The organism is Bacillus cereus (genome assembly GCF_007678085.1).
Classification (GTDB): Bacteria; Bacillota; Bacilli; order Bacillales; family Bacillaceae_G; genus Bacillus_A; species Bacillus_A cereus_BE.
The window spans coordinates 487,887-502,432 of sequence record NZ_VEDW01000002.1; the positions used below are offsets into that span (position 1 = coordinate 487,887).

Below are 14,546 nucleotides of genomic sequence, written 5' to 3' on the forward strand. Positions count from 1 at the left end.
ATGAAAATATAGTTAATGGGTAGTTATCCCTCATCTAAATAGGTGGGGGATGTACTGCTCATTAAAGTGAAACGAAACCGGAAAGGAGAGGAAAGATGGGAAATCAACATGCAATGGATTTGTTTGAGGAAGAGAAAAAGTTTATAAAAGCGCAAGTTCTTCATACCATTTTCCACAACGAAGAAAACCTCTATTCCGTTGTCAGTATGAAAGTCATTGAAACGAATGAAACGTACGACGAAAAAAAAGTGATGATAAACGGTCATTTTCCCCGCATGCATGAAGATGAAGTGTTTACATTGACAGGGCATTTTAAAGACCATCCGAAGTATGGGAAACAATATTTAGTTGAAACATTCAAGAAAGAATTACCGCAAACAAAAGCTGGTATGGTGCAATATTTAGCGAGTGATTTATTTAAAGGGATAGGAAAGCGTACAGCTGAAAAAATTGTGGACCATCTCGGGGAACATGCCATTTCTAAAATTATGGATGATCCTGATGCTTTAAATGGTGTTGTCAACAAACAAAAAGCTCAGGAAATATATGAGACGATTGTTGAACATCAAGGGCTAGAGAAAGTAATGAGCTTTTTAAATGGCTACGGTTTTGGAACGAAGCTTTCTATTAAGATTTATCAACAATATAAAGAGATGACATTAGAAGTGATTCGTAATAATCCATATCAGCTTATTGAAGAAGTGGACGGGATTGGATTTGGAAGAGCGGATGATATAGGACGTGCGTTAGGGATATCGGGTAATCATGATGATCGTGTACGTGCGGGGTGTTTTTATACGTTAGAAAATGTATCATTACAACTTGGTCACGTTTATATGGGGAAAGATCAACTCGTAAGAGAAACGATGTCACTTTTAAATAATCAAGAAGGAAGAGTGACAGAGGAAGATATTGTAGGTTGCGTTGAAATGATGCAAAGTGAAGGGAAAGTTATCATAGAAGAAGAACGAGTGTATTTAGCATCGTTATTCTACTCTGAAAAAGGTGTTGTAAAGTCTATTCGCAGACTCATGAATCAAGAAGAAACACCTTCATTTCCTGAAGCAGAAGTGTTAAAAACGTTAGGTCAAATTGAAGAACAACTGAACGTACAATATGCACCGCTTCAGCAAGAAGCGATTCAAACGGCACTTCATAAGCCGATAATGTTATTGACAGGTGGACCAGGAACAGGGAAAACCACAGTTATTAAAGGAATTGTTGAAATGTATGCATCACTGCACGGATTATCGTTAAATCCGAATGAATACAGTGATGATAATCCCTTTCCGATATTATTAACTGCCCCAACAGGAAGAGCAGCGAAGCGAATGAGTGAATCAACAGGGCTTCCAGCTTGTACAATTCACCGTTTACTTGGCTGGACGCCAGAAGGGTCTTTCCAGCGTAATGAAACGGATCCGGTACAAGGGAAATTACTCATTATTGATGAATTTTCAATGGTTGATATTTGGCTTGCAAATCAGCTGTTTAAGTCATTGCCGACTAATATTCAAGTTATCGTTGTAGGCGATGAAGATCAATTACCATCTGTAGGCCCTGGACAAGTGTTGAAAGACTTATTAAATGCAGGTGCAGTTCCGACAGTAAAGCTTACTGAAATTTATCGTCAAGCGGAAGGGTCATCCGTTATTCAACTCGCCCATGCAATAAAAAATGGGACGCTCCCGCCAGATTTAGCGCAAAATCAAAAAGATCGTTCATTTATTGGCTGTACAGGAGCTCAAATTGTTGAGGTTGTTAAGAAGGTTTGTGAAAATGCTAAGACAAAAGGGTTTAGCGCAAGAGATGTACAAGTACTGGCCCCGATGTACCGTGGACCTGCCGGTATTAACGTACTAAACGAAGCGTTGCAAGAAGTGTTTAATCCGAAAAGGGAAAAGAGTAAAGAAATTGCTTACGGTGATGTTGTATACCGACGAGGAGATAAAGTATTGCAACTCGTTAATCAGCCGGAGAGCCAAGTGTTTAATGGTGATATCGGAGAGATTGTTTCGGTGTTTTATGCGAAAGAGAACGTTGAACAACAAGATATGATTATCGTTTCATTTGATGGAATTGAAGTAACGTATACAAAGCCAGATTTAAATCAAATTACACATGCCTATTGCTGTTCGATTCATAAATCGCAAGGTAGTGAGTTTCCGATTGTAATTATGCCAATAGTAAAAAGTTACAATCGTATGTTACGTCGTAATTTAATTTACACTGGTATTACAAGAAGTAAGAAGTTCCTTATTATTTGCGGGGAGGAAGGAGCTTTCCAGTCTGGTGTAAATCGTCTTGATGATGCAATGCGTCAAACGACTTTAGCGAGTCGCTTGCAAGAATCACAAGGAGAAGTACAGATGGTAACAGTTAATGGCGAGGAAATGGACGTGGAAAACATTTCACCGTATGATTTCATGTAACAAGGTGAAATTATATAGTGAAACTTTCAAACGTATAACGTTGAAAGGCTCCAGCAATGTATAAATGAATGCGGTTTGGACATAATGGCGAATAGAATCTGGGAGACTGTAAGGAGATGAAAGCCATATGTTCATTTGTCCAAATTGCAAAGGGAAAGACATTGGAAAAATAGGTGTCAACCAATTTTATTGCTGGAATTGTTATATCGAATTATCGGTTTCAAAGGGGAAAATCCATACGCATCAAGTAGAGGAAGATGGTTCATTAAGCTCTCTTGATGATTTATTTGATGAGAACGAAAGAACGATCGGATAACGAAAAGGGGGATTTACTTTGAATCTACGCAATTCATTAATCGCATTAGGTGTTGGAGCGGCAGCATACCAATATGCTCGCAAGCAAGATGTATTTTCAAAACGCAATATGAAAAAAGCACGTAAGATGATTAAATCTTATCTATAAGCGCAAAAAACTCCCTTCATGATAAGGGAGTTTTTTTATGCGCTTGTATGCAAATATAAAAGTCCAATTTCAGAGAAGAGATAAGATAGGCCGTAACATCCAACGCCAAGCATTCCGTAATGAAATAATTGCTTCGCTCTTTCTTTTCGTGAGGAACGAATAAAGAAACCTTTCCAAATACCAAACCCGATACAAACCCATTCAAGAATCATAAAAAGTGCTGATAATACGAGCATAAATAAAACCATTATGAGCCCTCCTGATCATATTGTTCCATGTTGCATTCTTAGGGGTGGTTGTCCTTATTATGTTATGTATATGTACGTCTTTACAAAACAGTATGGTCTGCACGAAAAGATTTTAAAACTTTTGCACATAACCTACCCTATTTATTTTCAAAATAAAGGTGGAGGAGGTTTTTCGTGTGAAGAATCTTAAAATCATTTGGATATATCGTTTAGGGTTATTGTTACTCGTATTTCTTTGTTTGCTCGTCTTTTTAAAAATTAAACCGCTATGGGCACCGATTATTTTTGTGTTTAAAGTGGCAATTACGCCGTTTCTTATTGCGTGCTTTATTGCGTATTTATTGCATCCTTTAATTGAAAAAATTCATAAAGAAGGGATGCCACGCACACTCGCTATTTTGCTCATTTACATCCTTTTCTTTGGCGGAATCGGTTATGGCATTTATAAAGGAACGCCAGTTGTGATTAAGCAATTACAAGAAATCAATGAACAATTCCCGCAGTTTACAAAAATGTATGATTCTTGGATGGATGGCGTTACAGAACAGACGGCGAATTTCCCGTCATTTATTCATGAAAAGGTGAAACAAATTTTTGTTGGGGTAGAAACGAAGATACAATCACTTTTAAATAAAGTAATGAGTACAGCTCGGGGGGTACTGGATTCGCTGCTTATTATTTTCTTAATACCGTTCATTGTATTTTACATATTAAAAGATTACGGTGAGTTTTATCATATCTTTTGGAAGCTAGTTCCGAGTAAGTGGCGGAGTACTGGGCAAATGCTGGCGAAAGAAATTGACAAGTCACTCGGAAGTTATATTCGAGGACAGTTATTCGTTTGCTTAGTATTAGGAGGCGTATCTGTTCTTTCTTTTTGGTTTATCGGTATGAAATATCCATTATTACTCGGCATTATTATTGGGGTAACGGATATAATCCCGTACTTCGGTCCTATTTTAGGAGCAATCCCGACATTAATGATTGCGGCAACGGTATCAACGAGTTTACTTATTAAGGCGGGAATTACGATTGTTATTTTGCAATTTTTGGAAAGTAACATTTTATCACCTTACATCGTTGGTAAGTCGCTTCGTATGCATCCTGTAATTATTATGCTTGCATTACTAGTTGGAGGAGAAGTGGCAGGAATTGTAGGATTATTAATATCAGTTCCAATTTTAGCAGTCATTCGTACAGTGATCGTTCATGTAAGACCTCTTTGGAAAAAAGAAAATGTGTAATAGGAAAGCCCTCTACCTATAAAGGTAGAGGGCTTTCCTTATCTTAAGAGTTGCCCGTGTATTTGTTGAACGAGAGTGCCTACATCATTTGTTTGAATATGTTTTATTTTTTTCCATTCATTATCATACATAAATATAATTTGATTGCTGAAAGGGCGTTTTTGCTCCTTTATTATTGATAATTTAATTATAACGAAAATGAAATGTTCAGAAAAGTCCGTAGAGGTAGTACCATTTATTCATACATGCATAATATATGAAAAGGCTGTTAAGAATGAATAGTAGAATAGCTATGCTTAATAAGCAATTGATATAATATAAATGATTATCTACATTGACAAACTTAAGAGAATTCTATTATATTTAGTCATATAATACATTAAATCAATGACGGAACAAGTACGTTACAGTCCATTTATAGAGAGAAGCTTCCATATGGCTGAAAGAAGCTTTAAATGAAGGGTAACAGAAAGCTAATCCTGAGAGCAGCTAATCACTGCCGTCTTGCCACGTTACGGCACCATGAGGTGATGAATTGATTTGTATAATAATCAATTCATAATTAGGGTGGTATCGCGAGTTAACTCTCGTCCCTTTTATAGGGGCGGGAGTTTTTTATATTTAAGGAGGAAAATACAATGAAACAACTAACAGGCGCACAAATTCGTCAAATGTTTTTAGACTTTTTCCAAGAAAAAGGACATGCAGTAGAACCTAGTGCATCACTAGTTCCACATGAGGATCCATCTCTTTTATGGATTAACAGTGGTGTAGCAACATTAAAAAAATATTTTGATGGACGTGTAATCCCGCAAAATCCACGTATTACAAATGCTCAAAAATCAATTCGTACAAACGATATTGAAAATGTAGGGAAAACAGCTCGTCACCATACATTCTTTGAAATGTTAGGAAACTTCTCAATCGGTGATTACTTTAAAGAAGAAGCGATTACTTGGGCTTGGGAATTCTTAACGAGCGACAAATGGATCGGATTCGATAAAGAATTACTATCAGTTACAATCCATCCAGAAGATGAAGAAGCATTCACAATTTGGAATGAAAAAATGGGTGTTCCAAAAGAGCGTATCATCCGTTTAGAAGAAAACTTCTGGGATATCGGTGAAGGACCAAGTGGACCGAATACAGAGATTTTCTATGACCGCGGAGAAGCTTATGGTAATGACTTTAGTGACCCAGAATTATATCCAGGCGGAGAAAACGAGCGTTACTTAGAAGTATGGAACCTTGTATTCTCTCAATTTAACCATAATCCAGACGGTTCATATACACCGCTTCCTAAGAAAAACATCGATACAGGGATGGGTCTAGAGCGTATGACATCTATCGTTCAAGATGTACCTACAAACTTTGACACAGACTTATTCATGCCGATGATTGGCGCAACAGAATCAATTTCTGGTGAGAAGTATCGTAATGGTGACTTAGAAAAAGATATGGCGTTTAAAGTAATTGCTGACCATATCCGTACAGTAACATTCGCTGTGGGTGACGGTGCTCTTCCATCTAACGAAGGCCGTGGTTATGTATTACGTCGTTTATTACGTCGCGCGGTTCGTTATTCGAAGAAATTAAACATCAACCGTCCATTCATGTTTGAATTAGTGCCGGTTGTTGGAGAAGTAATGAAAGACTTCTACCCAGAAGTACTTGAGAAGAAAGATTTCATCGCAAAAGTTGTGAAAAACGAAGAAGAGCGTTTCCATGAAACACTTCATGATGGTGAAGCAATTTTAGCTGAAGTTATCACAAAAGCAAAAGAAGAAAAAACAACTGTTATTTCTGGAGTAGATGCGTTCCGTCTATATGACACATACGGTTTCCCAATTGAATTAACGGAAGAATATGCAGAAGAAGCTGGTATGACAGTTGATCAGGAAGGCTTTGAAAGTGAAATGGAAAAACAACGTGAGCGCGCACGTGCTGCTCGTCAAGACGTTGATTCTATGCAAGTTCAAGGCGGTGTCCTTGGAGAAGTGAAAGTAGCGAGCGAGTTCGTTGGTTACGGTACAGTTGCAACAGAAAGTAACGTTGTTGCACTTGTGAAAAACGGCGAATACACAGACAGCTTACAAGCTGGCGAAGAAGGACAATTAATGCTTGATGTAACACCATTCTATGCTGAGAGCGGCGGACAAATTGCAGACCGTGGTTACCTACTTGCTGACGGTGTGAAAGTTCTTGTAAAAGACGTACAAAAAGCACCAAATGGTCAAAACTTACACAAAGTTGTTGTGGAAGAAGGTACATTAACGAAAGATGCGGCTGTGAAAGCTATTATCGATACGAAAAACCGTAGTAGCGTTGTGAAAAATCATACAGCAACTCATTTACTACACCAAGCATTAAAAGATGTACTTGGAACGCATGTTAACCAAGCAGGTTCTCTTGTAACTTCTGAACGTTTACGCTTTGACTTCTCTCACTTCGGTCAAGTACAAGCTGACGAATTAGAAAAAATTGAGCGTATGGTAAACGAGAAAATTTGGGAAAGTATTGATGTTGAGATTTCTCAAAAAGCAATCGAAGAAGCGAAAGAAATGGGCGCAATGGCATTATTCGGTGAAAAATACGGTGATGTTGTACGCGTTGTACAAGTAGGCGATTATAGCTTAGAGCTTTGCGGTGGTTGTCACGTTGATAACACAGCTTCTATCGGTATTTTCAAAATCGTTGCTGAGTCTGGTATCGGTGCAGGAACTCGTCGTATTGAGGCGGTAACTGGCAAATCTGCTTACGAATTAATGAACGATCAAGTAGGTTTATTAAAAGAAGCAGCAGGGAAAATGAAAACAAACCCGAAAGATATTTTAACAAGAGTTGACGGTTTATTTGCTGAAGTAAAACAACTTCAAAAAGAAAACGAATCTCTTGCTGCGAAATTAAGTAATATTGAAGCTGGAAACTTAACTGATTCAGTAATGACAGTTGATGGCGTGAACGTATTAGCGGCAAAAGTAAATGTTGCAGATATGAACAACTTACGTACGATGATGGATGACCTGAAAAATAAATTAGAGTCTGCAGTTGTCGTATTAGCGTCTGTAAATGATGATAAAGTAAACATCTTAGCTGGCGTAACGAAAGATTTAATTAACCAAGGATACCATGCTGGTAAACTTGTGAAAGAAGTGGCTTCTCGTTGTGGCGGCGGCGGTGGTGGCCGTCCTGATATGGCACAAGCGGGCGGTAAAAACCCAGCGCAAGTTGAGGAAGCTTTAGCATTTGTACAAGAGTACGTTAAATCTGTTTCAAAATAAAGAGATAGTAGTGTACAATGGTAGGGAGAGGAGAAGTTCTTCTCCCTATACTTACTATATAAGTGAGGTGCTTGAAATGGACGGTTTTGATAAAACAATGAAGTTTAGCATTCAAGATGAAAAACAGAGTGTCCATGTAAATGATGTACTTTTAACTGTGTATGATGCACTTCAAGAAAAAGGTTATAATCCGATTAACCAAATCGTCGGTTATTTATTAAGTGGAGACCCAGCATACATACCTCGCCATAAAGATGCACGAAGCATCATTCGCAAGCTTGAACGTGATGAGTTAATTGAAGAGCTTGTGAAGTCTTACTTGAAACATCATCGTGAGGAGTAGTTTATGCGGATATTAGGTTTAGATGTAGGTACAAAAACAGTCGGAGTTGCAATTAGCGACGAAATGGGCTGGACAGCACAAGGATTAGAAACAATTAAAATTAATGAAGAACGAGGTCACTTCGGTTTTGACCGTATTTCTGAATTAGTAAAGCAGTACAATGTGGACAAAATAGTAGTAGGTTTACCTAAAAATATGAATGGTACAATTGGCCCGCGTGGTGAAGCGTGCCAACAATTTGCAGAAAACCTACGAGAGCTGTTACAATTAGACGTTGTAATGTGGGACGAGCGTTTGTCAACGATGGCAGCGGAACGTCTGCTCATTTCAGCTGATGTAAGCCGTAAGAAGCGAAAGCAAGTAATCGATAAGATGGCTGCAGTCGTAATCTTACAAGGATTTTTAGATAGTAAATAAGAGGTGACCAAAATGGAAGAAAATCAAATTACAATTGTAGACGAAAAAGGTAACGAACATTTATGTGAAATTATTTTCACTTTTGATGCTGAAAAATTTGGCAAAAAATCATACGTAGTCTTCTCTCCAATCGGTGAAGTAGACGAAGATGGAGACCCAATTTATGATGCAATGGCTTATGAGCAAAATGAAGAAGAGGGCGGAAGTTTACTTCCAATCGAATCTGAAGAAGAGTGGGAAATGGTACAAGAAATGTTCAACACTCTAGCTGATGAGCAAGAAGCTGAATAATAAGTACTGAAAAGATGGACGATATATAGTCCATCTTTTTTTATATGCAAAATGAAAGATTTTTTGTCGAAACTGTGTAATCCTTTGTAGTATAATGAGACGGATTGTAGAAAAATAAAATGTCTATCTCAAAAAGATAAATAAATTTATTGTGTTTTTATATCGTGTTGTATAGAAAGATGTACATACGGTCTACAATTGAATAAGGAGGAAGAGTGTTGATAGAGAATCAAGTGAAAAAAAAGCGTAGACGTCTTTTTTTATTTTCGATTATTGCACTGCTTTTAGTTTGTGGTTCAGTCTATGCGTATATTTCATCTGCATTAGGACCAGTTGATAGCGGAAATAAAAAAGAGATTGAAGTAGAAATTCCAAAAGGATCATCTACTAGTAAAATTGGTGAGATTTTAGAAGAAAAAGGTGCTGTGAAAAACGGTACAGTTTTTAGTTTTTATACAAAGGCTAAATCGAAAAATTTACAAGCGGGTACATATTTATTAAATCCTTCAATGAGTGCCTCAGATGTTATCGAACAAATGTCATCTGGTAACGTTCATCGTCCAGCTCTTTATAAAGTAACGATAAAAGAAGGTGCACAAGTAACTGAAATTGCAGAAACGGTTGCAAACGAATTAAAGTGGAATAAAGATGATGTTGTACGTCAATTGAACGATAAAGCATTTATTCAAAAAATGCAGCAAAAGTATCCGAAGTTATTAACGGATAAAATCTTTGATAGCAATATTAAATATCCATTAGAAGGTTATTTATATCCTGCGACGTACTCTTTCTATAAAAAAGATACGACGTTAGAAGAAATTGTAATTCCGATGCTTGAGAAAACGAATGCAATCATTGTTCAAAACGAGGCAAAGATGAAAGCGAAAAACTGGGATGTTCATCAGCTTTTAACATTGTCTTCACTTATTGAAGAAGAGGCAACAGGCTTTACAGATCGTCAAAAAATCTCTAGTGTCTTTTACAATCGTTTAGCGAAAGGTATGCCACTGCAAACTGATCCAACGGTATTATATGCACTTGGAAAGCATAAACAACGTGTATTATACGAAGATTTAAAGATAAACTCACCGTACAATACGTATGTTGTGAAAGGATTGCCGGTTGGTCCAATCGCAAACTCTGGTAAACATTCAGTGGAAGCGGCGTTGGAGCCTGCGCAAACAGATTATTATTATTTCTTAGCTGCACCAACTGGTGAAGTCTACTATGCGAAAACATTGGAAGAGCATAATGCACTAAAGCAAAAATATATTACGAAAAAACAGTGAAATGGGGAGGGATAGCGAAAAATGTCGCACATCCCTCTTTTTTGTGGTAAAATATATCGGGTTAAAAACTGGCAGAAGAATCGTTTTTAATATCAAAACGGGACGTACAAGCTAAGGGTAAAGCTGGCTTGTATTTTTATTGCATTCTATGTGTGAAAAGACGTCATAGAGGCACTTCTCCATGTAAATAAGGAGGACCATTATGGAGGATGCAGTTAACGAGTACCTATTATCATTTATTGATCCGAAAGATAAATTAATTCTTGAAATGGAAGACTATGCGAAAGAAAATCATGTGCCGATTATGGATCGACTTGGAATGGAATTTATGTTGCAATTTTTACGTTTAATTGGACCAAAAAGCATTTTAGAGCTTGGTACAGCAATTGGCTATTCTAGTATTCGTATGATGCAAGCTATTCCAAATTCTCGCATTGTGACAGTTGAACGCAATCGTGAGCGATATGAAAAAGCACTTGAATATATAGAACGTTCACCAGTTAAAGAGCGTATTTCCGTTATTTACGGTGATGCGTTAGAAACAGGCGAGCAAGTAGAAGAACATGGAACATTTGATGTTATTTTTATTGATGCAGCAAAAGGACAATATCGTCGCTTTTTTGACTTATATGAACCGTTATTAAATCCTGGTGGCGTAATTATTTCAGATAATGTTATGTACCATGGCCTTGTAACGACTAAAGAGAAAATTGAAAACAGACGTACACGTGGTTTAATCCGTCGTATTAAGACTTACAATGAATGGCTTATGAATCATGAAGGATATGATACAACGATTTTCCCAATTGGTGATGGAGTAGCTGTTAGTAAAAAGAGAGGGTGACCAAGGTATGAAGAAACCTGAATTGTTAGTAACGCCAAAAGTAGTGGCGGATATCGAACCTCTTGCGAAAGCAGGAGCAGATGCGGTAATGATCGGTGAGCAAAAGTTTGGTTTACGTTTAGCAGGGGAATTTTCACGTGAAGATGTGAAACAAGCTGTGAAGATTGCACATGAAAATGGTGTAAAAGTATACGTAGCAATGAACGCTATGTTCCACAATGATAAAGTAGAAGAATTAACAGACTATGTTGCATTTTTAAACGAAGTCCATGTAGATGCAATTGTTTTCGGAGATCCAGCAGTATTAATGGCGGTTCGTGAAGTAGCGCCAAATATGCAATTGCACTGGAATACAGAAACAACAGCAACAAACTGGTTTACTTGTAACTACTGGGGACAAAGAGGAGCCAAACGTGCTGTATTAGCTCGTGAGCTTAGCTTAGATGAAATTGTTGAATTAAAAGAAAATGCTGAAGTGGAACTTGAAGTACAAATTCACGGTATGACTTGTATGTTCCAATCGAAGCGTTCATTAGTAGGAAACTACTTTGAATATCAAGGACGTAATCTTGACATTGAAAAGAAAAAATATGAAGAGAATATGTTCTTATATGACCCAGAGCGTAACAATAAATATCCAATTTATGAAGATGAAAATGGTACTCACATTATGAGTCCAAACGATATTTGTTTCATTGATGAGTTAGAAGAGCTAATTGATGCTGAAGTCGATAGCTTAAAAGTTGATGGTGTACTAAAAAGCTCTGCATACATTATTGAGGTAACGAAGAAATATCGTAAAGCAATTGATTTATGTGTAGAAGATCGTGATGCGTATTATGACGTGAAAGACGATTTATATAAAGAGATAGAAGCAATGCAACCAGTAAATCGTCCGTTAGATACGGGATTCTTCTTTAAAGAGACGGTTTACTAAACGAGGAGGGTGTAGGAAATGACTGTACAAGAAATTTCACGAGTAATCGATGGCAAACGCGTTATTGTGAAGAAACCTGAACTGTTAATCCCTGCGGGTAACTTAGAAAAATTAAAAGTAGCTATCCATTACGGGGCAGATGCTGTATATTTAGGTGGACAAGAATTTGGTCTTCGTTCGAATGCAGGTAACTTTACACTGGAAGAAATGGCGGAAGGTGTGGAATTTGCAAAGAAATATGGAGCAAAAATATATGTAACAACAAATATCTTTGCACATAATGAAAATATGGACGGGCTAGAGGAATATTTAAAAGGGATTGAAAAAGCTGGCGTAACGGGAATTATCGTTGCTGATCCGCTTATTATTGAGACTTGTAAACGTGTGGCGCCTTCTGTTGAGGTGCATTTAAGTACACAACAATCACTATCCAACTGGAAAGCAGCACAGTATTGGAAAGAAGAAGGTTTACATCGTCTTGTATTAGCTCGTGAAGCAAGCTATGAAGAAATGAAAGAAATTAAAGAAAAAGTGGATATTGAAATTGAAGCATTCGTCCATGGTGCAATGTGCATCGCCTATTCAGGAAGATGTACGTTAAGTAACCATATGACAGCGCGTGACTCTAATCGTGGTGGTTGTTGTCAATCTTGTCGCTGGGACTATGATTTAGTTCAAACAGTATCACAACATAAAGATGCAAAAGAGCTTCCTCTATTCCAAGAAGAAGATGCTCACTTTGCAATGAGTCCAAAAGACTTAAATTTAATCTTATCAATTCCGAAAATGATTGAAATTGGAATAGATAGCTTAAAAGTTGAAGGACGTATGAAATCAATTCATTACGTAGCGACTGTAGCAACGGTATACCGTAAAGTAATTGATGCGTATTGTGCGGATCCTGATAACTTTGAGTTTAAACAAGAATGGTTAGATGAGCTTGATAAATGTGCAAATCGTGATACAGCTCCTGCATTCTTTGAAGGGGTTCCAGGACATCAAGAGCAAATGTTTGGAAATCATAGTAAGAAAACAACGTATGATTTCGCTGGTTTAGTGTTAGATTATAATGAAGAAACGGGCATCGTAACGATTGAGCAACGTAATCATTTCAAACCAGGACATGAAGTGGAGTTCTTTGGACCAGAAATAGAAAACTTTACGCAAACGGTGGAGAAAATTTGGGATGAGGATGGAAACGAATTAGATGCAGCGAGACATCCGTTGCAAATCGTGAAATTCAAAGTGGATCAACGAGTGTATGTGAATAATATGATGCGCAAAAGCATACTTCAATAAGAAAGAGTGGTAGTCGAATGGGGACGAATAAGCCTGTTGTAATTGGAATTGCTGGTGGTTCGGGATCAGGTAAAACGAGTGTAACGAAAGCGATTTTTGACCATTTTAAAGGTCATTCTATTTTAATCTTGGAGCAAGATTATTATTACAAAGATCAAAGCCATTTACCAATGGAAGAGCGTTTAAAAACAAATTATGATCATCCGCTTGCGTTTGATAATGATCTGTTAATTGAACATTTGCAGCAGTTGCTTGCATATGAGCAAATTGATAAGCCTGTATATGACTATACATTGCATACGCGTTCAGAAGAAATTATTCCAGTTGAGCCGAAAGATGTAATCATTTTAGAAGGAATTCTTATTTTAGAAGACCCACGTCTTTGTGAGTTAATGGACATTAAACTATTCGTTGATACAGATGCAGATCTTCGTATTTTACGCCGCATGCAGCGTGATATTAAAGAACGCGGTCGTACGATGGATTCAGTTATTGATCAATACGTAAGTGTTGTACGTCCAATGCACAATCAATTTATTGAGCCTTCTAAGAAATTTGCGGATATTATTATCCCAGAAGGTGGACAAAACCATGTTGCAATTGATATTATGGTCACAAAAATTGCAACAATTCTTGAACAAAAAGTAAATTTGTAATAGCATAGTAAAAGATATACGGTAGGAAGGGATTTTTTCCCTTCCTATCGAATACAATGAAACATGCAACCTCATCTATATATAGGTGAGGGCATATTTATATCAACTTTCCATACATATCTTCTTTATATAAAGAAGAATTGGGAATACGGGGTTGTATGTGACAACTCCGCTAGTACAGGCGTGCTAGAAACCTCCGCTCTACATATAAGCGGGGGAGTTTTCATATGGAACTCCTCTTTTTTCGGGGGATTGGTATATAAAAGGAGTGGAAAATATGGCAACAGAAAAAACATACCCTATGACACAAGAGGGTAAGCAAAAGCTAGAGAACGAACTTGAGGATTTAAAAACGGTAAAACGTAAAGAGGTTGTAGAGCGCATTAAGATTGCACGTAGCTTCGGAGATCTTTCTGAGAACTCTGAGTACGATGCAGCAAAAGATGAGCAAGCATTCGTAGAAGGACGTATTACACAATTAGAAAACATGATTCGTAACGCAGTTATCATCACAGATAACGGTGAAGAATCTACAGTTGTTACATTAGGTAAAACAGTAACATTTAAAGAGTTACCAGGTGGAGATGAAGAATCTTACACAATCGTAGGTAGCGCAGAAGCAGACCCATTTGAAGGAAGAATTTCTAACGATTCTCCAATTGCAAAAAGCTTATTAGGTAAGCAAATTGGTGAGAAGGTAGCAATCCAAACTCCAGGTGGAGAAATGCAAGTAGAAATTATCTCTGTAAAATAATAAAAAATCACTCGTGTAAAAGCGAGTGATTTTTTTATTTGTATAAAA

The 14,546-nt window shown here is 37.3% G+C and carries 15 protein-coding genes, 1 pseudogene and 1 other annotated feature; of the genes and pseudogenes, 14 read left to right on the top strand and 2 right to left on the bottom strand.

Annotated features, from left to right (window positions below; genetic code table 11):
* Window positions 1-95: 95 nt before the first annotated feature.
* The 3 genes from recD2 (at window position 96) to FS742_RS11640 (ending at window position 2,895) form a co-directional block, all read left to right on the top strand.
* Window positions 96-2,432 (top strand): SF1B family DNA helicase RecD2, encoded by a 2,337-nt coding sequence (recD2, locus tag FS742_RS11630; protein ID WP_144612469.1) that lies wholly within the window; start codon window positions 96-98, stop codon window positions 2,430-2,432.
* Window positions 2,433-2,559: 127 nt separating this feature from the next.
* The gene (locus FS742_RS11635; protein WP_000469281.1) at window positions 2,560-2,748 is read left to right on the top strand and encodes a hypothetical protein; all 189 of its coding nucleotides are present in this window, start codon (window positions 2,560-2,562) and stop codon (window positions 2,746-2,748) included.
* 18 nt (window positions 2,749-2,766) lie between these two features.
* Window positions 2,767-2,895, top strand: a complete 129-nt coding sequence (locus FS742_RS11640; protein WP_001053553.1) for a YrzQ family protein — start codon at window positions 2,767-2,769, stop codon at window positions 2,893-2,895.
* A gap of 35 nt (window positions 2,896-2,930) precedes the next feature.
* Here the strand turns inward: FS742_RS11640 and FS742_RS11645 are convergent, their stop codons facing one another.
* Window positions 2,931-3,143: a hypothetical protein gene (locus FS742_RS11645; protein ID WP_000242555.1), complete on the bottom strand. Its 213-nt coding sequence runs from the start codon at window positions 3,141-3,143 to the stop codon at window positions 2,931-2,933.
* Window positions 3,144-3,319: 176 nt separating this feature from the next.
* On the opposite strand from FS742_RS11645, the gene FS742_RS11650 reads away from it, so the two are divergent.
* Window positions 3,320-4,387: an AI-2E family transporter gene (locus FS742_RS11650; RefSeq protein ID WP_144612471.1), complete on the top strand. Its 1,068-nt coding sequence runs from the start codon at window positions 3,320-3,322 to the stop codon at window positions 4,385-4,387.
* Window positions 4,388-4,425: 38 nt separating this feature from the next.
* Here the strand turns inward: FS742_RS11650 and FS742_RS28280 are convergent.
* Window positions 4,426-4,699 (bottom strand): annotated as a pseudogene (locus FS742_RS28280) (PH domain-containing protein).
* 66 nt (window positions 4,700-4,765) lie between these two features.
* Window positions 4,766-4,985, top strand: a binding site (T-box leader).
* Between the two features lie 40 nt (window positions 4,986-5,025).
* On the opposite strand from FS742_RS28280, the gene alaS reads away from it, so the two are divergent.
* The 10 genes from alaS to greA all read left to right on the top strand — a co-directional run bounded on the left by alaS (window position 5,026) and on the right by greA (window position 14,498).
* Window positions 5,026-7,668, top strand: a complete 2,643-nt coding sequence (alaS, locus tag FS742_RS11655; protein WP_144612473.1) for an alanine--tRNA ligase — start codon at window positions 5,026-5,028, stop codon at window positions 7,666-7,668.
* A gap of 76 nt (window positions 7,669-7,744) precedes the next feature.
* Complete coding sequence (locus FS742_RS11660) at window positions 7,745-8,011, top strand: IreB family regulatory phosphoprotein (RefSeq protein ID WP_000348590.1); 267 nt, start codon at window positions 7,745-7,747, stop codon at window positions 8,009-8,011.
* A 3-nt stretch (window positions 8,012-8,014) separates the two neighbouring features.
* Entirely contained in the window at window positions 8,015-8,428 is a 414-nt protein-coding gene (gene ruvX, locus FS742_RS11665) for a Holliday junction resolvase RuvX (RefSeq protein ID WP_001221193.1), read from the top strand.
* A gap of 12 nt (window positions 8,429-8,440) precedes the next feature.
* Window positions 8,441-8,719, top strand: coding sequence for a DUF1292 domain-containing protein (locus FS742_RS11670; RefSeq protein WP_000392245.1), 279 nt, complete (start codon window positions 8,441-8,443; stop codon window positions 8,717-8,719).
* Between the two features lie 218 nt (window positions 8,720-8,937).
* Window positions 8,938-10,008 carry an endolytic transglycosylase MltG gene (mltG, locus tag FS742_RS11675; RefSeq protein ID WP_048562244.1) on the top strand — a complete coding sequence of 357 codons (1,071 nt, stop codon included), beginning with the start codon at window positions 8,938-8,940 and terminating at the stop codon, window positions 10,006-10,008.
* 202 nt (window positions 10,009-10,210) lie between these two features.
* Complete coding sequence (locus FS742_RS11680) at window positions 10,211-10,852, top strand: O-methyltransferase (protein ID WP_000389094.1); 642 nt, start codon at window positions 10,211-10,213, stop codon at window positions 10,850-10,852.
* Between the two features lie 7 nt (window positions 10,853-10,859).
* On the top strand, window positions 10,860-11,789 hold the full coding sequence (locus FS742_RS11685) for a peptidase U32 family protein (protein ID WP_144612475.1): 930 nt from the start codon (window positions 10,860-10,862) through the stop codon (window positions 11,787-11,789).
* A gap of 18 nt (window positions 11,790-11,807) precedes the next feature.
* Window positions 11,808-13,088 (top strand): peptidase U32 family protein, encoded by a 1,281-nt coding sequence (locus tag FS742_RS11690; protein WP_000217970.1) that lies wholly within the window; start codon window positions 11,808-11,810, stop codon window positions 13,086-13,088.
* A gap of 17 nt (window positions 13,089-13,105) precedes the next feature.
* Window positions 13,106-13,744: a uridine kinase gene (gene udk / locus FS742_RS11695; protein WP_000537079.1), complete on the top strand. Its 639-nt coding sequence runs from the start codon at window positions 13,106-13,108 to the stop codon at window positions 13,742-13,744.
* A 277-nt stretch (window positions 13,745-14,021) separates the two neighbouring features.
* Window positions 14,022-14,498 (top strand): transcription elongation factor GreA, encoded by a 477-nt coding sequence (gene greA / locus FS742_RS11700; protein WP_000179964.1) that lies wholly within the window; start codon window positions 14,022-14,024, stop codon window positions 14,496-14,498.
* Window positions 14,499-14,546: the final 48 nt, after the last annotated feature.